Annotated in this window: 15 protein-coding genes; 6 read left to right on the top strand and 9 right to left on the bottom strand. The window is 72.9% G+C overall.

Annotation, left to right across the window (positions count from 1 at the left end; translation table 11 throughout):
• Positions 1-260 precede the first annotated feature (260 nt).
• From IE241_RS16805 to IE241_RS16785, 5 genes are all read right to left on the bottom strand, one after another.
• Positions 261-1,496, bottom strand: coding sequence for an amidohydrolase (locus IE241_RS16805; RefSeq protein WP_190022597.1), 1,236 nt, complete (start codon positions 1,494-1,496; stop codon positions 261-263).
• Positions 1,497-1,609: 113 nt separating this feature from the next.
• On the bottom strand, positions 1,610-2,899 hold the full coding sequence (locus tag IE241_RS16800; RefSeq protein WP_229899350.1) for a hypothetical protein: 1,290 nt from the start codon (positions 2,897-2,899) through the stop codon (positions 1,610-1,612).
• Positions 2,900-3,158: 259 nt separating this feature from the next.
• Positions 3,159-4,127: an N-acetylneuraminate synthase family protein gene (locus IE241_RS16795; protein WP_190022534.1), complete on the bottom strand. Its 969-nt coding sequence runs from the start codon at positions 4,125-4,127 to the stop codon at positions 3,159-3,161.
• An 81-nt stretch (positions 4,128-4,208) separates the two neighbouring features.
• Positions 4,209-5,411, bottom strand: a complete 1,203-nt coding sequence (locus IE241_RS16790; RefSeq protein WP_190022533.1) for an acylneuraminate cytidylyltransferase — start codon at positions 5,409-5,411, stop codon at positions 4,209-4,211.
• Between the two features lie 146 nt (positions 5,412-5,557).
• Positions 5,558-7,027, bottom strand: a complete 1,470-nt coding sequence (locus tag IE241_RS16785; RefSeq protein WP_190022532.1) for a DUF6716 putative glycosyltransferase — start codon at positions 7,025-7,027, stop codon at positions 5,558-5,560.
• A 187-nt stretch (positions 7,028-7,214) separates the two neighbouring features.
• Between IE241_RS16785 and IE241_RS16780 the strand changes: the two genes are divergently transcribed.
• From IE241_RS16780 to IE241_RS16770, 3 genes are read left to right on the top strand one after another with little or no spacing between them, the layout of a single operon-like run.
• A complete protein-coding gene (locus IE241_RS16780) occupies positions 7,215-8,234 on the top strand; it encodes a glycosyltransferase family 2 protein (RefSeq protein ID WP_190022531.1) in 1,020 nt (339 codons plus the stop codon).
• Complete coding sequence (locus IE241_RS16775) at positions 8,234-9,613, top strand: polysialyltransferase family glycosyltransferase (protein WP_190022530.1); 1,380 nt, start codon at positions 8,234-8,236, stop codon at positions 9,611-9,613. The genes IE241_RS16780 and IE241_RS16775 overlap by 1 nt, the downstream gene beginning before the upstream one ends.
• Positions 9,610-10,758: an acyltransferase family protein gene (locus IE241_RS16770; protein ID WP_190022529.1), complete on the top strand. Its 1,149-nt coding sequence runs from the start codon at positions 9,610-9,612 to the stop codon at positions 10,756-10,758. Before IE241_RS16775 ends, IE241_RS16770 begins: the two co-directional genes overlap by 4 nt.
• On the opposite strand, the gene IE241_RS16765 is transcribed toward IE241_RS16770, so the two are convergent.
• Complete coding sequence (locus IE241_RS16765) at positions 10,723-11,391, bottom strand: TetR/AcrR family transcriptional regulator C-terminal domain-containing protein (RefSeq protein ID WP_190022528.1); 669 nt, start codon at positions 11,389-11,391, stop codon at positions 10,723-10,725. The two genes, IE241_RS16770 and IE241_RS16765, sit on opposite strands and share 36 nt — an antisense overlap.
• A 73-nt stretch (positions 11,392-11,464) precedes the next feature.
• On the opposite strand from IE241_RS16765, the gene IE241_RS16760 reads away from it, so the two are divergent.
• Entirely contained in the window at positions 11,465-13,075 is a 1,611-nt protein-coding gene (locus IE241_RS16760) for an FAD-dependent monooxygenase (RefSeq protein WP_229899349.1), read from the top strand.
• A 121-nt stretch (positions 13,076-13,196) separates the two neighbouring features.
• Here the strand turns inward: IE241_RS16760 and IE241_RS34215 are convergent, their stop codons facing one another.
• The 3 genes from IE241_RS34215 to IE241_RS16745 form a co-directional block, all read right to left on the bottom strand.
• Entirely contained in the window at positions 13,197-13,874 is a 678-nt protein-coding gene (locus tag IE241_RS34215; RefSeq protein WP_229899346.1) for a signal protein, read from the bottom strand.
• 123 nt (positions 13,875-13,997) lie between these two features.
• The gene (locus tag IE241_RS16750; protein ID WP_190022527.1) at positions 13,998-15,395 is read right to left on the bottom strand and encodes a GntP family permease; all 1,398 of its coding nucleotides are present in this window, start codon (positions 15,393-15,395) and stop codon (positions 13,998-14,000) included.
• A gap of 59 nt (positions 15,396-15,454) precedes the next feature.
• A complete protein-coding gene (locus IE241_RS16745) occupies positions 15,455-15,988 on the bottom strand; it encodes a gluconokinase (RefSeq protein WP_190022526.1) in 534 nt (177 codons plus the stop codon).
• A gap of 164 nt (positions 15,989-16,152) precedes the next feature.
• Here IE241_RS16745 and IE241_RS16740 point away from each other — a divergent pair, with 164 nt between their 5' ends.
• Together IE241_RS16740 and IE241_RS16735 are read left to right on the top strand one after the other, a co-directional pair.
• On the top strand, positions 16,153-16,854 hold the full coding sequence (locus IE241_RS16740) for a FadR/GntR family transcriptional regulator (protein ID WP_190022525.1): 702 nt from the start codon (positions 16,153-16,155) through the stop codon (positions 16,852-16,854).
• An 84-nt stretch (positions 16,855-16,938) separates the two neighbouring features.
• Positions 16,939-17,157 (top strand): hypothetical protein, encoded by a 219-nt coding sequence (locus IE241_RS16735; RefSeq protein WP_190022605.1) that lies wholly within the window; start codon positions 16,939-16,941, stop codon positions 17,155-17,157.
• Positions 17,158-17,186: the final 29 nt, after the last annotated feature.

The raw sequence follows: 17,186 nt of genomic DNA, 5'->3' as shown, positions 1-17,186 counted from the left end.
CGAACCACTATTGACCCGATTGCGTCGGGGATACGCGCATCCGGCCCGGTGACGCCTGGGATCGGCCGTCGACGCCCCCGATGGGTTTTACGTACAACGTGATCTGGCCCCGATCGGCCAGGTTTTACGTACAACGTGACCTGCAACGCTCAATCCGGACCCGGCCCGGCATCAAGAGGCCCGTATATGCACGCCAATGTGCAAGCAATACGCGCTCACAACGCCCGCACAACGCCCCCACAATCCGGTGTCGACTACAGCTAAATCCGGCGTCCATCCAGCAATGCGGCGGCGGTGAAGAGCTCGACGCCCGCGGTGATGGCCCCCTCATCCACGTCGAAATCACCGCAATGCAGGTCACGCCGGGTCGTGTCACCCACCGGGCGGACGCCCAGACGGGCCATCGCGCCGGGCACGTGCTCCAGATACCAGGAGAAGTCCTCGCCGCCCAGGCTCTGCTCGGTGTCCTCGACGGAGGAGGGGCCGCGGCGGGCGGCCATGGCGCGCCGCAGCAGGCCGGTGACCTCGGGGTCGTTGACCACCGGGGGCACCCCGCGGACGTAATTGATCTCCGACTTGGCCCGGTGGAGCGCCGCGACCTCGTCGATCGCGGCGTGCACCAGATCCGGCGCGTCCCGCCAGGCGTGCAGGTCGAGGCAGCGGACGGTGCCGGAGAGCTCGGCGTGCTGCGGGATCACATTGGGGGCGTGCCCCGTCTCCATCCGGCCCCAGGTGAGGGAGAGGCCCGAGCGGGCGTCCACCCGGCGGGCCAGCACCGCGGGCACGTCGATGGCGATGCGGGCCGCGGCGGTCACCAGGTCGGTGGTGAAGTGGGGGCGGGCGGTGTGGCCGCCGGGGCCGGCCAGGGTGACCTCCAGCCGGTCGCAGGCGGAGGTGATGGCGCCCTGCCGCAGGCCGATGCGGCCGACCTCGACCTTGGGGTCGCAGTGCACCGCGATGATCTTGCCGACACCGTCCAGGGCGCCGCACTCGATGGCGTCGAGGGCGCCGCCGGGCAGCACCTCCTCGGCGGGCTGGAAGATCAGCCGCACGGGGTTGGGCAGCAGGCCCTGCTCGGCGAGGTCGGCCAGGACCAGGCCGGCGCCGAGGGCGGCGGTGGTGTGCACGTCATGGCCGCAGGCGTGCGCCATCCTGGGGACCGTCGAGCGGTACGGGACCGTCTTGGTGTCCGGGATGGGCAGGGCGTCCAGATCGGCGCGGATCGCCAGCATGGGCTGGGCGGGCACGCCCGGCTCCCGCCCGATGTCGCAGAACAGCCCCGTGCCCGTGGACAGCGTCCGCGGGGAGAGGCCCGCCCGCTGCAGTCTCGCCTTGACGGCCGCGGTGGTCCGGAACTCGCGGTTGCCCAGCTCGGGGTGCATGTGCAAATCCCGCCGGAACGCGATGAGTTCGTCGCGCAGCCCCGGGGGGAGCGTACCGGCGAGCACCCCCTCGCCCGTCCCCTGAGAAGTGGCAGTCCCGGCGTCGCAAGGCATCAGATGGTTCACGCAGGGAAGAGTAGAGCCCTTACCGGGGCAACTGCCCCCCGATCAAGAAAAGTTCAGCCGCATGGATGGCTCACTTGAGGGGTATGACCAGTCTTTACGGCTCAGGGAGCGGTCAGCGGGCTGGCCGGAAGTCGCCGCACATCCCGGGCCGTGTCCGTCACCTCGGCCAGGAATCCCTCCGCCCGAGGCGAGGCGTGCTCGGTGAGCCAAACGGGGTCGATGTCGCAGACCGCGACGGTGATCCCGGTGCCCGCGAGGGCCAGCGGCAGCGTGTGCACGACGGTCGAGGGGAAGCTCAGGACGGTGCGGCCGACGGGGCCGCGGCGGGCGACGATCTCCAGCGGGAGTTCGGGCCGTACGACTTCCAGCCCCACCGTGTCCGCTATCCGGCGCAGCTTCTCCGCGCTCTCGCGGCGGTGGGCGAAGTAGCGGGTGGCGCCGTGGGCGCGGGCGAGGGAGGCGACGGCCTCCAGATAGCGATCGGGGTCGACGACCCCCGTCTCCACCAGGGAGGTGCCCACGAGGTCCGTGCCCCCGGTGAGCCGGGGCGGGCCGAAGGCCGCGCGCGTCCAGGCGAAGTCGTTGGCCTTGACGTGTACGCCGGGTGGCGGTTCGACCGGCATCGAGGTGAACACCTCTACGCTCCGGCGATCGTTGGGCGTGAGCATCCGGCGCGCTGAAGCAGAGACCGGCGCGAAGAGGAGATCGCGCGCCCCTCTACTGCCGCGCCGGTGCCACCGTACAAGGCTTTCGCCCCGGCCGAGTTGGGCGACGAACTCCATGGTGGCCGTGCCGTCGTCCACCACCACCAGCTCCCGGGCGCGGGTGATCGTCAGCAGCAGCTGTACGTAGCGCGAGAACGGGTCGCCGATCACGATCCGGTGCGCCCGGCGCAGCGCGCCCGCGAGGCCGCCGACCGTGGCCACCGGCGCCGTCGGCCCGCCCCGCGCCTCTTCCCAGCGCACGTCGTGGCCCTGATCGCGGGCGAGCTCGGCCATCCGGCGCAGCTGGCCGCGCGACATCGGGTCGTGGGGCGCGAGGACGACGACGAGGAGGCCGGTGGGTTCGGGGCGGACGGGCGACGAGCCGGGGCCGGCGGCGGCGTCCTGATCGCGCGGCCCGGGCTGCCGGGGGACGCCGCACGCCAGGGGCGGACCGGGGCGACGGGCCGTGGAGGCCGGCCGGGCCCGGCGCTCGCCCACCCCCGTCACGTACGCCCATTCGAGAACGTTGAGGAGCTGAACGGGGCTCTCGACGAAGGCGAGGGTGCGGGGGCGGGCGGGGGTGGGGGCGGGCTCCGGCGAGGCCGTCGGCTCGCCTTGGGCGGGGCCGGCACTGTCGTGTCCCGGGCTCCGCTCCTTCGTGCCGCCGCGACGGCGATCGGCCTCCACGGCGGTGTCCGGCGGTGCCGGAACGGCTTCCGGCGCCGGAACGGCATCCGGTGGTTTCGGCGCCGCCGGTGGCGTGGTGAGTGGTTGCTCGCCGGCGCGGCGGCCGGCGCGGCGGGAGTGAGGCGCCCGTCGGGCCCGTAGGCCCGGCGCAAGGCCGCCCTCGGCGGCGCTCGGGGTCGCTCGTGAGCCCGGCGGGCGGGCCCGTGGACCCGGTTCGGGGCCGCCCTCGGGGGCGGGGCTCGGGGTCACCTGGGGCCCGTCAGACCGTGGCCGGCTCGCGGTCGCCGGCCTCGGCGACGACGCCCGCGACCCGGCGCAGCTTGCGCATCGGGCCGAGCTCGCTGTCGTAGACGCGCTTCACGCCGTCGCCGAGGGACTCCTCGACGACGCGGATGTCGCGCACGAGCCGCGCCAGCCCGCCCGGCTCGACGGAGGCCGCCTGGTCCGAGCCCCACATGGCGCGGTCGAGGGTGATGTGGCGCTCGACGAAGGAGGCGCCGAGGGCGACGGCGGCGAGGGTGGTCTGCAGGCCCGTCTCGTGGCCGGAGTAGCCGATCGGCACGTTGGGGTACTCGGCGCGGAGGGTGTGGATCACCCGCAGGTTGAGCTCGGCGGCCTTGGCCGGGTAGGTGGAGGTGGCGTGGCAGAGCAGGATGTTCTCGCTGCCGAGCACCTCGACGGCGTGCCGGATCTGCTTCGGGGTGGACATCCCGGTGGAGAGGATCACCGTGCGGCCGGTGGCGCGCAGGGCGCGCAGGAGCTCGTCGTCGGTGAGGGAGGCGGAGGCCACCTTGTGGGCGGGGACGTCGAACTTCTCCAGGAAGGCGACGGCCTCGGTGTCCCAGGGCGAGGCGAACCAGTCGATGCCGCGCTCGCGGCAGTGGGCGTCGATGGCGCGGTACTCGTCCTCGCCGAACTCCACCCGGTGGCGGTAGTCGATGTAGCGCATCCGGCCCCAGGGTGTGTCGCGCTCGATGTCCCACTGGTCGCGGGGCGTGCAGATCTCGGGGGTGCGCTTCTGGAACTTGACGGCGTCGCAGCCCGCGTCGGCGGCGGCGTCGATGAGGGCGAAGGCGTTGTCCAGGTCGCCGTTGTGGTTGATGCCGATCTCGCCGGTGACGTAGACGGGGTGGCCGGGGCCGGCCGTCTTGGCGCCGAGGGTCCGGACGGGGGCGTACGGGGCGGTGAGCACGGAGCTCAGGGAGTTCAGGGGGCTCAGGGAGTTCATGCGGGGCGGTTCCTTCGCGGTACGGGGACGGGAGGGGAGGTCGTGAACCCTGACGGGCCGGGGTCGTGCGTCCCGGCGGGCTCAGGGCGTGGCCAGGCCGGGGCCCAGCAGCCAGGTGGCGATCTCGCGCAGGGCGCCGCTGCCGCCGCGCGCGGCGGTGACGGCCCGGGCCGCGCCGCGCACGGTGTCGTGGGCGTCCGCCACGGCGACCGGCCAGCCGACGAGCCCGAGGCAGGAGAGGTCGTTGACGTCGTTGCCGACGTAGAGCACGCGGTCGGGTGCGACGCCCTGCTCCTCGCACCACTGCTTGAGCGCGCGGTCCTTGCGGTCGACGCCGTGCAGGACGGGCACGCGCAGCTTGCGTCCGCGGGCGGCGACGACGGCGTTGGCCTCGGTGGAGAGGATGAGCAGGGCGAGCCCGGCGCGGCGCAGGGCGGCGATGCCGAGGCCGTCGCCGCGGTGGACGGCGACGAGTTCGCGGCCGTCGGCGTCGATGAGGACGCGGTCGTCGGTCTGGGTGCCGTCGAAGTCCATGACGACGGCGTCGATGTCGGCGCGCGTGGGGCGGGCGGCGGGGTCGGGGCCGTCGAGGAGGGGCGCGAGGGCGCGGGCGCGGTCGAGGTCGTGCGGGTCGTCGATCTCCAGGACGCGGGCGGCCTCGGAGCGGACGAGCTCGGTGCGGCCGAAGAAGCGGTGCCGGGCGGCCCGGAAGCCGTCGGCGCGCATGGCGTAGGCGGCGCCGGTCTCCAGGAGGTCCTGGGGGCGGTCCTGGCGGCGGGGGCGGTGGGCCTTGTCGTGGTTGACGCCGCTTCCTGCACCCCCCTCCGCCCCCTCGCCCTCGCGCCACACGAAGCCGTGGAAGGGCGCCACCGTCAGCGCGCTGTCCGCGCCCCCTTCGACGACCGCCGCGGCCACGCCGTCGACGTCCCCGCCGGTCAGGAACGGGCTCGTGCACTGCACCAGCAGGACCGTGCCGACCCCGGTGCCGTACAGCGCCTCGTACGCGTCCATCGCGTGCAGCACGGCCGCCTCGCTGGTGGCCGTGTCCCCTGCGATCGTCGCGGGGCGCTGGACGACGACGGCTCCGGCGCTGCGCGCGGTGGCCGCGATGCCGGGGTCGTCGGTGGAGACGACGACGTCGGTGACGAGGCGGGAGGCACGGCACGCGCGGACCGCGCGGGCCACGAGGGGCACGCCCCCGACGGCCGCGAGGTTCTTCGCGGGGACGCCCTTGGACCCGCCGCGGGCGGGGATGACGGCCAGGACGGCCGGGGCGGCTTGCATGACGGGCTCCTTGCGTATCCGGGTGTTCCGGGTGTTCCGGGTGTTCCGGGTGTTCCGGGTGTTCCGGGTGTTCCGGGTGTTCCGGGTGTTCGGGTTGTTCGTGGTGTTCGGAGTGTTCGTGGTGTTCGGGGCGTGGGCTTCGGCGGTCACAGCTCCCCCGCTCGGCGGATCAGCGGAGCCACCCGCTGGACGCCGTGGCGGTAGGCGCCGCGGGCCGCGTCGCGCAGGGCGGCGCGGCCCGCGCGGCGCAGGGCGCTCTCCTCGCGGGGTGCTCCCGCCCGGCCGGGAAGGGGCCGGCCCCGGTGGTCGAGGCCGTGGCGGGCGAGGACGGCGGGGAGGTACCCGGGTGCGGTGGCTGCGGTGTAGTACGGGGCGAGGGGCGGGAGGACGGGCCGGGCCGCGAGGTCCGCGACGCGCTGCCGGGCGGCGGCGAAGACGGCCTCCCCGGAGCCGGAGCTGGGGCCGGGGCCGGAGCCGGAGGCAGGGCCGGATCCCGAGCCCGGGCCGGAGCCGTAGCCCGGGCCGGAGCCGTAGCCCGGGCCGGAGCCGGATTCGTAGCCGTCGGAGGGGACGCCCTGGCGGGCGGCCCACTCCGGATCGGCCTCGGGCAGGTGGCCTGCGTCGAGCCGGTCCCAGGAGGCTAGGCACCCCGAGCCGAGGAAGTGGTGGTTGCCGAGGGCCTCGCGGATGCCGAGGTCGGTGAGGACGGCGGTGGGGATCCCGCGGTGGAGGGACTCCAGGGCCGCGGTGGAACTCACGGTGACCAGGAGGTCGGTGCGGTCGAGGACGTCCCCCATGTGCCCGTAGACCAGGCGGCAGTTGGGAGGGAGTCCGCCGGGCAGGCGCAGGGCGAGCTTCTGGTACGGGAGTTCCTCGATGTGTGTGGTGTGTTCCCCGGGCTTGCTGCGGAGTTTGATGAGCACCTCGCGCGCCGGGTGCGCCCGGGCGTGCGCGACGGCGCGCCGCAGCAGGTAGACGCGGTCGGCACGGCTCTCCGGCACGGAGGGCTGGGCGGCGAACACGACGGTGAACGGCCGCACTTGATCGCGGGTGGCGGCGTCGTGCCGGTCGGCCCGGTCAGCCCGGCCAGCCCGGTCACCGAGGAACGGCAGCGCCCACTCGGTGACGCAGTCCGCGTCCGCGCCCACCCCCTCGTAGACCTCGCGGAAACGGTCCGCGTCGTGCGGGGAGTTGGCGAGGACGAGGTCCGCGCCGTGGCGCAGCAGCAGCCCGTCGGTGAGCTTCTCGTAGACGACGCCCACGTAGCCGGTCACCACGACGGGCCTGCGGGGTTCGGGGTCGCCTTCCCAGGCCGCGGCGAGGCCGTGCAGCATGGCCTGGACGGCGCCGCCGACGCAGGCGAGCACGACGACGTCGTACCGGTCGCGGCCGGCCGAGCGGACGAATTCCGTCCCGGTGACCTCGCCGATCTCCGCCGCGGCCACGCCCACCTCGGTGAGCTGGCGGGCGGTGGGGGTCGCGCGACCCCTCAGGAGGCGGCCGTCGAGCCGTGCGCCCGGGGCGAGGCGGTGCGCGGTGAGCGCCCCCCATTTCCACCGGGTGTCGGAGTCGGCGAGCACGGCGATCCGCAGCGAAGGTTCGGTACGTGATGGCACGTCGCCGACGATAGAAATCCATTCCGTTTCGTTGCCCAACGCGAGGGCAACAGCCGGTAAACAGCACACCGACGATCGGCGAATCGGCCCGGGGGCGGGGCGGGTTCATCATTCCGCCGCGCTTCGTTCACCTCCGCGCCCGCCCGCGGACAAGACGAATGCCGGGGGGCCGCCTAATGTCGCCGGGGTGGTCAAGCTCTCCGTCATCGTCCCGTTCTTCAATGTTCAGACCTTTGCGCCCGATGCGCTGAGGAGTCTGCGTGCGAATGCCCGTGAGGATTTCGAATTCATTCTCGTGGACGACCGTTCGACCGACGGCACGCCGGCGCTGCTGGAGCGCGCCGGGCGCGAGCTGCCGGGGGCCGTGGTCGTGCGCCACGAGCGCAACGGCGGCCTCGCCACCGCCCGCAACACCGGGCTGGACGCCGCGCGCGGCGAGTACCTGACCTTTCTGGACGGCGACGACTGGCTCGCGCCCGGCCACTACGAACGGCTCCTCGCGTTCATCGAGGAGCTGGACGTCGACTTCGTCCGCACGGACCACGTGCAGTGCACCGGCCGCACCCGCACCGTGCAGCGCGTGCCGCACGGCCGCCGCGGGGTGGTGCTGGACCCCCGCAGCGCGATCCTGCCGGCGGACCGCTCGACGTCCGTCGACTATCCGTACGCCTGGGCCGGCATCTACCACCGGCGGCTGCTGGACGCCGGATTGCTGCACTTCACCGACGGCCTGCGCACCGCCGAGGACCGGCCCTGGATCTGGCGCCTGCACCGCGAGGCGCGCACTTTCGCGGTCGCCGGACTGCTGGGCGTCTTCTACCGGCGCGGGGTCGCCACTTCACTCACCCAGATCGGGGACGTACGCCAGCTCGATTTCCTGCGCGCATTCGATCAGGTCATCGAGGAGACGACCCGGGACGAGAATGCGGAAGAATTCCTCCCCAAAGCCGTTCGAACATATTGCGCAATCATCGCCCATCACCTGATGAATATCGAACGTTTTGAGCCCCAGGTGGCCCGCGCATTGCGTACGAAGAGCGCAGCCGCACTGCGCCGCCTGCCACCGGAACTCGTCAAGGACGCCGTGAATTCCATGGACTACGACCGCGCGATCCGCTTGCGGAGGCTGAGGCGACGGCCGGCCGGGGCGGGAGCCGGGGCCTCAGGCACTTCCGGAGCTCCTGGCCGTTCCGGGGCGGCCGCCTGATGCCCGCGCTCCCCCCTCCCCCGCGCCGCCGCACGCAGATCTTCCTCGCCTCCACGCTGTACGGCGCCGCGACGCTCGCCGCCGCCCTGGACGCCGGGTGCTTCACCCCCGCCGACCGCCGGCTGCTGCTCGTCGCCAACACCGCGGCCGTCCCCGAGACCACCCCGGCCCTGGACGAGGCCCCCGGCTTCGAGCGGCTGCGCACCCGCTTCGACGGCGTCCTGTCCTGGAACGAGGCCGTCCGCCCCTTCCACCCGTCCGGCTGGTCGCCCCGCCCGGACGACGCGCCCCTGTGGGAGCGGCACCTGCGGCTCCTGTGGGGCCTCGGTGATGACGACGTCTCCCTCGCCGTCGAGTCCCTCCAGGTCAGCCCCGCGCTCGCGATCGTCCAGTGCTTCCCCGACGCCCCCTTGGACCTCTACGCCGACGGGCTGATGAGCTACGGCCCCACCCGCAACAAGCTCGACCCGCTGATCGGCACCCGCGTCGGCCGGCTGCTCCACCTCGACCTCGTGCCCGGCCTGCGGCCGCTGCTGCTCTCGGAGTTCGGCGTCGCACCGGAGATCGTCCCCACGGAGGTCTTCACCAAGGTGCTGGCCGAACTCGCCGACGCCGCACCCGCCCTCGACGCCCCCGAGGGCGCCGCGCTCCTGCTCGGCCAGTACTTGTCGGCGCTCGACATCCTCACCCCCGAGGAGGAGGAGCGGCTGCACGTGCGCATGCTGCGCGGCGCGGCCGGGCGCGGGCACCGCGAGCTCGTCTTCAAGCCCCATCCGGCGGCGCCGGCCCGCTGGTCGCGGATGCTGGAGGAGGAGGCCGGGCGGCTCGGCGTCGGCCTGACGGTCCTCGACGCACCCGTCCTGGCCGAGGTCGCCTACCAGCGGCTGCGCCCGGCACTGGTGGCCGGCTGCTTCTCGACGGCGCTGGTGACGGCGACGGCCTTCTACGGCCTCCCGGCGGCACACACGGGCACGGACCTCCTCCTGGAACGCCTGAGCCCGTACCAGAACAGCAACCGGGTGCCGGTGACCTTGGTGGACGCCACACTGCCCCCGCTTGAAGCCTCGCCGGCCGACAACGGTGAGCAAGCCGATCTCAACGACCTCCTGGCCGCGGTCGGCTTCGCCATGCAACCCCAGATCTACCCCGGCCTCCGCACCGCCGCCGAGCGCTACCTCACCACCCACCTCACCCCCCGCACCCGCCGCTACTTCAAGCGCCGCCGCCTCACCGCCCTGGCGCTCCCCGGCGCGATCCCGTCCCAGCTGTCCTTCCTCCCGCGCAACCCGACCGTACGGAGGGTCGCCCGGAGGGCGCGGGCCCTGCAGCGGCGCCTGACCAAGGCGAAGGCACCGGCCAAAACGAAGGTGACGACATGACGGCCCCGGCACTCCCCCGGCAGCGCCGAGAGGCCCCTGACGGGCAGCCGAAGCCCTTACAGGAAACCCCGGGCGGCGGCAGCCGCCTCCGCGCCCTCGACGGCCTGCGCCTGATAGCCGCGCTGATGGTCGCGCTGTACCACTACGGCGGCCGGGACGGCGATGTCAGCCGCGCCTGGGGCGTCTCGCCGCGGCATGAATTCCCCACCCTGTCGGGTGCGTTCGCCTACGGCTGTCTCGGCGTCGAGATCTTCTTCGTGATCAGCGGCTTCGTGATCTGCATGAGCGGCTGGGGACGCCCCCTGCGCTCCTTCTTCGCCTCCCGCGCCGCCCGCCTCTATCCCGCCTACTGGGCGGCGATCCTGCTGGTCACCGTCGCGTTCGCGCTGCCGTGGGTCACGTACAAGACGGTCTCGTTCAGCGACACCCTCGTGAACCTGACGATGCTGCAGCAGCCGGTGGGCGCGCAGCGCGTGCTGGGGGTGTGCTGGACGCTCTGGGCGGAGCTGCGGTTCTACGCGCTCTTCGCGCTGTTCGTGGTGCTGCCGGGGGCGACGCGGCGCCGCGTGGTGCTGTTCTGCGCGGTGTGGACGCTGGCGACCGTGGTGACGACCGCCTCGCACGTGGAGTTCCTGCGGGTCGTGGTGATGCCGGAGTACTCGTCGTACTTCATCGGCGGCATCGGCCTGTACCTGATCCACCGCTTCGGGCACGACCTCCTGCACTGGGGGATCGTCGCCGTGAGCTTCCTGGTGGGGCAGCACTACGCGGTGGCGGGGCTGTGGCACCCGCCGAACCCGCACTACTTCTCGTACCGTTCCCCGTACGTGATCGTCGCCGTCGTGGCGCTCGGGTACGCGGCCGTCGCGGCCGTCGCGCTGGGCAGGCTCGGCTGGATGAACCGGCGCTGGCTGACGGTCGCAGGCGCGCTGACGTACCCCTTCTACCTCGTGCACGAGCACCTGGGGTGGGTGGTGATCGGCGCCCTGCACCGCAGCCTGCGCATCCCCTCGTACGCGACGCTGGGCCTGACCGTCGCCCTGATGCTGGGCCTGGCCTGGCTGCTGCACCGCGGCGTGGAGCGGCGGCTCACGCCCGTACTGCGCAGGTCACTCGACCCCGGCGGGCCCGCCGGACGGCGGTAGCAGCGTCGCCTCGATGCCGGCGACGACGGCGTGCAGGCCGTCCTCGAAGCCGGCGTCGAGATCGTTGAAGAACACCTCTCCGGCCTCTATGGCCAGGGGATAGCCCTCCAGCTTCCGGGCACGCTCCGCCAGTTCGTACGCGGGGTCGCGCTCGCCGCTGCCGGGGATGGGGTAGACGGACTGCTCCTCGATCACGTACCCCATCGTGTACGTGTTGATCGTGAACCAGGCGCGGGCGGCGGCCTTCGGGGTGAAGCCCGCGTCCACGATCACCCGCATCATCCCCTCCACCGGGCTCGCGTAGCCGACACCCCTGAAGCGCGTGCCGCTGTAGACCTTGGCACCGTCGCGGTAGCCGAGCAGGAAGTTGCGGATCACGCGGGCCGAGCCGGTCAGGAACTCCTGCCACGTGCTGGTGTCGACGGCGGTGAGGGATCCGCTCATGCGCCGGAACATCTCGGTGGCCACCTCGTCGAGCAGCTCCTGCTTGTTCTTGAAGTGCCAGTAGAGGGCCGGGGCCTGGACGCCCAGCTCCTGGGCGATCCTGCGCAGGGTCAGGCCTTCGAGGCCCACCTCGTTGAGCAGGCGGAGGGCGGTTTCGGCCACTTGGGCACGGTCGATGCGAGTTGCCACCTTGACAGCTTAACAACGTTCAGTTCACCCTGGGGGGGCAACGTACTTAACGACGTTAAGGGGGGCGGATCGCATGGCCATGCCTGCATCCACCGATGTGTCCACCGGTGTATTCACCGAGACCGGGACCGAGACCGAAGTACTCATCGCCGGCGCCGGGCCCACCGGCCTCGTCCTCGCCATCGACCTGACGCGGCGCGGCATCCGCCACCGGCTCGTCGAGCAGGAGGCGCGCGGCTTCCCCGGCTCGCGCGGCACGGGCCTCCAGCCGCGCAGCCTGGAGGTGATGGACGACCTCGGGGCCATCACGGCCCTGCTCGCCTCGGCCGGACCCATCCCGCCCGTGCAGTCGTGGGAGGGCACCGAGCGCGGGCGCGAGTGGTCCCTCGTCGAGCCCGGCGACCCCTCGCCCGGCGTGCCCTACCCGAATACGATGATGTGCCCCCAGTGGCGCACGGTGGAGGTGCTGTACGAGCGCCTCGAAGAGCTGGGCGGCCGGGTGGACTTCAACACCGCCCTGACGGGCTTCACGCAGGACGAGCACGGCGTCACGGCCGAGCTGCGGCACGCCGACGGCAGGGTGGAGACGGTGCGGGCCGGCTATCTCGTCGCGTCGGACGGCGGGCGCAGCGCCGTGCGGAAGGCGCTCGGCGTGCCCTTCGAGGTCGACGTCGTCGACGAGCGCCATGCGATGGTCGCCGACGTGCGGATGACCGGCTTCGAGCGCGCGGGGATCGACCGCGGCCACTGGCACATGTGGACCACCGCCCCCGGCGGGCTCCTCGGCCTGCGCCCGCTGGAGCTCACGACGGACACCATCCAGGTCATGGCCTTCTGGGCCGACACCTCGTACACGCCGGACCCGGCGCGCGACGCCACGCCCGAGGCCCTGACCCGGCTCATCGCCGAGCGCACGGGGCTCACCGGCCTCTTGCCCGAGGAGGTCATCTGGGCGTCGTCCTTCCAGCCGAAGGCCGGCATGGCCGCGCGCTTCCGCTCCGGCCGGGTCTTCCTCGCGGGGGATGCGGCCCACATCCACTCCCCCGCCGGCGGGCAGGGGCTCAACACCAGCCTGCAGGACGCCTACAACCTCGGCTGGAAGCTCGGCGCCGTCCTGCGGCACGGCGCGCCGGACGCCCTGCTCGACACGTACGACACCGAGCGCATGCAGGTGGCCGCCGGCGTGCTGGAGCTGAGCACCCGCGTCCACGGGCAGGACCGCAACGTCGGCTTCGAGCGGGGCATGTCACGGCGCGGCAAGGAGACCCACCAGCTCACCCTCAACTACCGGACGGGCCCGCTGGCCCGCGAGCTGCGCCGGGATCTGCCGGAGGACGGGCTGCGGGCGGGTGACCGGGCGCCCGACGCACCCTGCACCGACGCCTCGGGCGCGCCGTTCAGCCTGTTCGACGCCTTCCGGGGCCCGCACTTCACCCTGTTGGACCTCACCGGGGCGGAGGCCGTGGGCGGGCCGGACGCGGCGGCGGTGGCGGACGCGGAGTGGGTCCGTACGTACCGGATCGGCGGGGCCGCCCCGGATCTGATCGATACCGGCGGCCACGCCAAGGCGGCGTACGGCTCGGGGCTGTTCCTGGTCCGCCCGGACGGCTATGTCGGGCTGGCCACGGACGACGCGGCGGACGTACGGGCGTACCTGGCGGAGGTGTCGGGGATACGGGCCTGAGCCGCGCGGGGTCCGGGCCGGATCGACTTGGACCGGCCCGGACCTGCCTGGTCCGGATCTGCCCGAACCTGCCCGGCCGGGATCGGTCCGGCCCGGATCGGCTCACACTGGTCAGGCCGGATCAGACCGCGTCGTGGTCCGTCGCCGATCCCGCCGCCGGGACCTTGAGCGTGTAGTCGACCGAGACGGCGAAGCGGCCCGAGGAGCCCCGGATCTCCAGGGTGTGGTTCCCGGGGCTCAGCGGCTCCATCTGCACCCACAGCCCGCAGGCGTGGGTGCGGAAGCTGCCACCGCCGTCGGTGAGGGGGTTGCCCTCCGCGGCGGTGACCCGTACCGGCGTGGCGTCGTAGCGCTCGGCCCGCAGGGGCTTGCCGTCGAGGGTGGCGGTGCCCTTGGCGGGGGCCATGAACTCGGAGCAGCCGGCCTGATCGCTCATCAGGTTCACGAGCGGGAAGGCCACCCGCCGCTTGGCCGGGACGGCACACGTGCGCTTGGCGCGCTCGCCGAAGGTGCCGGCCAGGAACCAGACGCCGTCCTTCTGGCCCTGGGCGCACAGACTGCCGTCGCGGTCCTCGACCGGGTTGGAGCCGCTGGGGCTGGAGGCCGCCCAGGTCCACCAGCGGCCCTGGAGGTCGGAGGCGCCGAGGGGCCCCGCCGCCGCGTCGGGGGACGCGGTGGCGGTGGCGCCGCCGTTCGGGGTGCTCTTCGCATCCGCGTGTTTCGCGGAGGGGGTGCTCGTACAGCCGGCGGCCAGCAGGGAGGCGCCGAGCAGCAGGGCGACAGGTCTTCCAGTGCGCATATGCGAAGCCTAAGGTCCGATATGCCCATCGGAGCGGCAGCAACGCAGAGCAGCGAGCGCAGCCACGGCCGAGAGGAGCAACGGACCGGAGGACCGGCGCCGCAGACCGCGCGCCGCGCGCCGTCAGAGGACCAGCGACAGCAGCAGGACGAGAACGAGGGAGACGACGGAGATGACGGTCTCCATCAGCGACCATGTCTTGATCGTCTGGCCGACGTCCATGCCGAAGTATTCCTTCACCATCCAGAACCCGGCGTCATTGACGTGGCTGAAGAACAGCGAGCCGCCGCCGACGGCCAGGACGAGCAGCGCGGCGTGGGTCGTGCTCATGTCGGCGGCCAGCGGGGCGACGAGGCCTGCGGCCGAGATGGTGGCGACCGTCGCCGAACCCGTCGCGAGGCGGATGGCGACCGCGATCAGCCAGGCCAGCAGCAGGGCGGAGACCGACCAGTCCTTGGAGAAGTCCAGGATCATCCGGCCGACGCCGACGTCGATCAGGGTCTGCTTGAAGCCGCCTCCGGCGCCGACGATCAGCAGGATGCCGGCGATGGGGACGAGGGACTTCTCGACGGTCCCGGCGAGCCGGTCGCGGCCGAAGCCGGCGGCCCGGCCGAGCGTGAACAGTCCGACGAGGACGGCGGCGAGCAGGGCGATCAGCGGCGAGCCGATGACGTCGGCGACGCGCTGGACGTGGTCCTTGGGGTCGTCCACGACGATGTCGACGAGCGCCTTGGCGAGCATGAGGACGACGGGCAGCATGACCGTGGCGACGGTGGCGGCGAAGCCGGGGCGGCGCTCCAGGTCGGCCGAGGGCCGCTGCGGTATCAGCTTCTCCGGCGGCGTGACGTCCACCCAGCGGGCCGCCACCCGGGAGAACAGCGGTCCGGCGATCACGGCGGTGGGCACGGCGACGAGCACGCCCAGGGCGAGGGTCACGCCGAGGTTCGCGCCGATCGCGTCGATGGCGGCCAGCGGGCCGGGGTGCGGGGGCACCAGGCCGTGCATGACGGACAGCCCGGCGAGCGCGGGGATGCCGATCCGCATCAGGGAGTGGTTGCCGCGCTTGGCGACGAGCAGCACCACCGGGATCAGCAGCACGATCCCGACCTCGAAGAAGAGCGGCAGACCGATGACGCCCGCGATCAGCACGATCGCCCACGGCATCGAGCGCGGGCCGGCCTTCGCCAGGATCGTGTCGACGATCTGGTCGGCGCCGCCGGAGTCGGCGAGGAGCTTGCCCAGGATCGCGCCGAGCGCGATGAGGACGCCGACGCCCGAGACCGTCGCGCCGAGCCCGGTGGTGAAGCTCGCGATGGCCTTGTCCATCGGCGCGCCCGCCACGGCTCCGAGCACCAGCGAACCGATGGTCAGGGAGAGAAAGGCGTGCAGTTTGAAGCGGGTGATGAGGAGGACGATGACGGCGATGCCGACGAGGACGGCGATCCCCAGCTGTGCGTGACCCGCCGAAGTGATCGGTCCGGCGGGGGCCGCGGCCAGCATCTCGACGCTGAGAGTGCTCACGGGGCTTCCTTGGAGGGGGGAGAGGGAGGGGGAGGGTGGAAGGAGGGAGGGGGAAGTGATCAGAACTGCTGCAGGCCCTGCCGGTGCTGCAGGGCCTGAACGGCCCGCTCGGCGATGACCTCCGGCGCGGGCTCGACGTCGGCGTCGACGCCTGCCTCGTCCGCGCCGAGGGGTTCGAGGGTCGCGAACTGGGAGTCCAGCAGCCGGGTGGTCATGAAGTGGCCCTTGCGGGCGGCCATGCGGCCGGCGATCAGATCGTGGTCGCCGGTGAGGTGAAGGAAGACGAGCCCGGGCGCGGCGGCCCGCAGCCGGTCCCGGTATGCGCGCTTGAGCGCGGAGCAGCTGACGACCCCGCCGCGGCCGGCCCGGCCCGCGGCCCATGCGCCGATGGCGTCGAGCCAGGGGGCACGGTCGGCGTCGTCGAGCGGGATCCCGGCGGACATCTTGGCGATGTTGCCGGCCGGGTGGAAGTCGTCGCCCTCGGCATACGGGACTCCGAGGGCCTCCGCGACGAGCGGGCCGACGGTGGTCTTGCCGGTACCGGCGACGCCCATCACGACGACGACGTGGGGGTATGCCGGGCGGCTGCTCATCAGGGGCCTCACTGTCTTCATCGACGTCTTCGTCGACCGGGGTGACCGGGGGTGTGGGCCACACTGAAACCCATTACGTACGACATATTCAAGACCCTGTGACTCAAACGTCATACTTAATTTGCCGCACCGGGGCCATCGCGGCCGGACCGTAGGCTTGCCCCATGGAAAACCAGGGGCAGGGGCTGCACGCGCGCGTGCTGGAGTCCCTCGGGCCCGCGATCACGGCGGGCGCGTACCCGCCGGGCAGCGTGCTGCGCACCGACGAGCTGGAACGGCGCTTCGAGGTCTCGCGCACGGTCATCCGCGAGGCGATACGCGTCCTGGAGTCCATGCACCTGGTCGCCTCCCGGCGCCGGGTCGGCGTGACCGTCCGCCCCACCGAGGAGTGGAACGTCTACGACCCGCAGGTCATCCGCTGGCGGCTGGCCGGCGCCGACCGGCCGCGGCAGCTGCGCTCGCTCACGGTCCTGCGCTCGGCCGTAGAGCCGGTGGCGGCGGGACTCGCGGCCCGCCTCGCGACGGCCGACCAGTGCGAGGAGCTGACCCGCCACGCCCTCGGCATGGTCGCCACCTCACGCGGCCAGCAGCTCGCCGCCTATCTGGTCCACGACGTGGCCTTCCACCGGGTGATCCTGCGCGCCTCCGGCAACGAGATGTTCGCCCGCCTGGGCGACGTCGTCGCCGAGGTCCTCACCGGCCGCACGGAGCACCAGGTGATGTTCACCGACCCCGACCCGGCCGCCGTCACCCTCCACGTACGCGTCGCCGAGGCCGTACGGGAGCGGGACGCCGCCCGCGCGGAGGCGCTGACGCGCGAGATCACGGCGGGCGCGATGGCGGAGCTGGACATCCTCGCGCCATAGCGGGGATGTCCCGGCCGCGCCACAAAACAACAGAGGTGCGACAAAATGATCGCCACATCGAACGGCCGTCCGTAGCCTGGTTTCATGCGCCCCGAGAACGACCACGCCCGTGACCGCGATGGCGACGATGCCGGCGACGCCGGCGGCCGTGCCGGTGACGACCAGCCGCTCTTCATCCGCCAGCGCTACGGCAGCCGCTGGGTCTACAACCACCGCAACCCCATGGGCCTCGCCCTCATCGTGATCACCCCGATCATCGCCATCGGCGCACTGCTGCTGATGACGCGGGGGGCGGGGCGGTAGCGCCTCCGGCGCGGCGAGGGGCCGGCCCG

The sequence above is a fragment of the Streptomyces hiroshimensis genome (genome assembly GCF_014650335.1).
Taxonomy (GTDB): Bacteria; Actinomycetota; Actinomycetes; order Streptomycetales; family Streptomycetaceae; genus Streptomyces; species Streptomyces hiroshimensis.
Note: the sequence above shows the minus strand (reverse complement) of the source record. Positions and strands in the feature narration are given on the sequence as shown.

Coding starts and splice junctions, on each gene's coding strand:
- IE241_RS16740 (WP_190022525.1), top strand. CDS start 16,153: ATGGAAAACCAGGGGCAGGGGCTGCACGCGCGCGTGCTGGAGTCCCTC.
- IE241_RS16775 (WP_190022530.1), top strand. CDS start 8,234: ATGCCCGCGCTCCCCCCTCCCCCGCGCCGCCGCACGCAGATCTTCCTC.
- IE241_RS16735 (WP_190022605.1), top strand. CDS start 16,939: ATGCGCCCCGAGAACGACCACGCCCGTGACCGCGATGGCGACGATGCC.
- IE241_RS16745 (WP_190022526.1), bottom strand. CDS start 15,988: ATGAGCAGCCGCCCGGCATACCCCCACGTCGTCGTCGTGATGGGCGTC.
- IE241_RS16760 (WP_229899349.1), top strand. CDS start 11,465: ATGGCCATGCCTGCATCCACCGATGTGTCCACCGGTGTATTCACCGAG.
- IE241_RS34215 (WP_229899346.1), bottom strand. CDS start 13,874: ATGCGCACTGGAAGACCTGTCGCCCTGCTGCTCGGCGCCTCCCTGCTG.
- IE241_RS16770 (WP_190022529.1), top strand. CDS start 9,610: ATGACGGCCCCGGCACTCCCCCGGCAGCGCCGAGAGGCCCCTGACGGG.
- IE241_RS16790 (WP_190022533.1), bottom strand. CDS start 5,411: ATGCAAGCCGCCCCGGCCGTCCTGGCCGTCATCCCCGCCCGCGGCGGG.
- IE241_RS16805 (WP_190022597.1), bottom strand. CDS start 1,496: ATGCCTTGCGACGCCGGGACTGCCACTTCTCAGGGGACGGGCGAGGGG.
- IE241_RS16795 (WP_190022534.1), bottom strand. CDS start 4,127: ATGAACTCCCTGAGCCCCCTGAACTCCCTGAGCTCCGTGCTCACCGCC.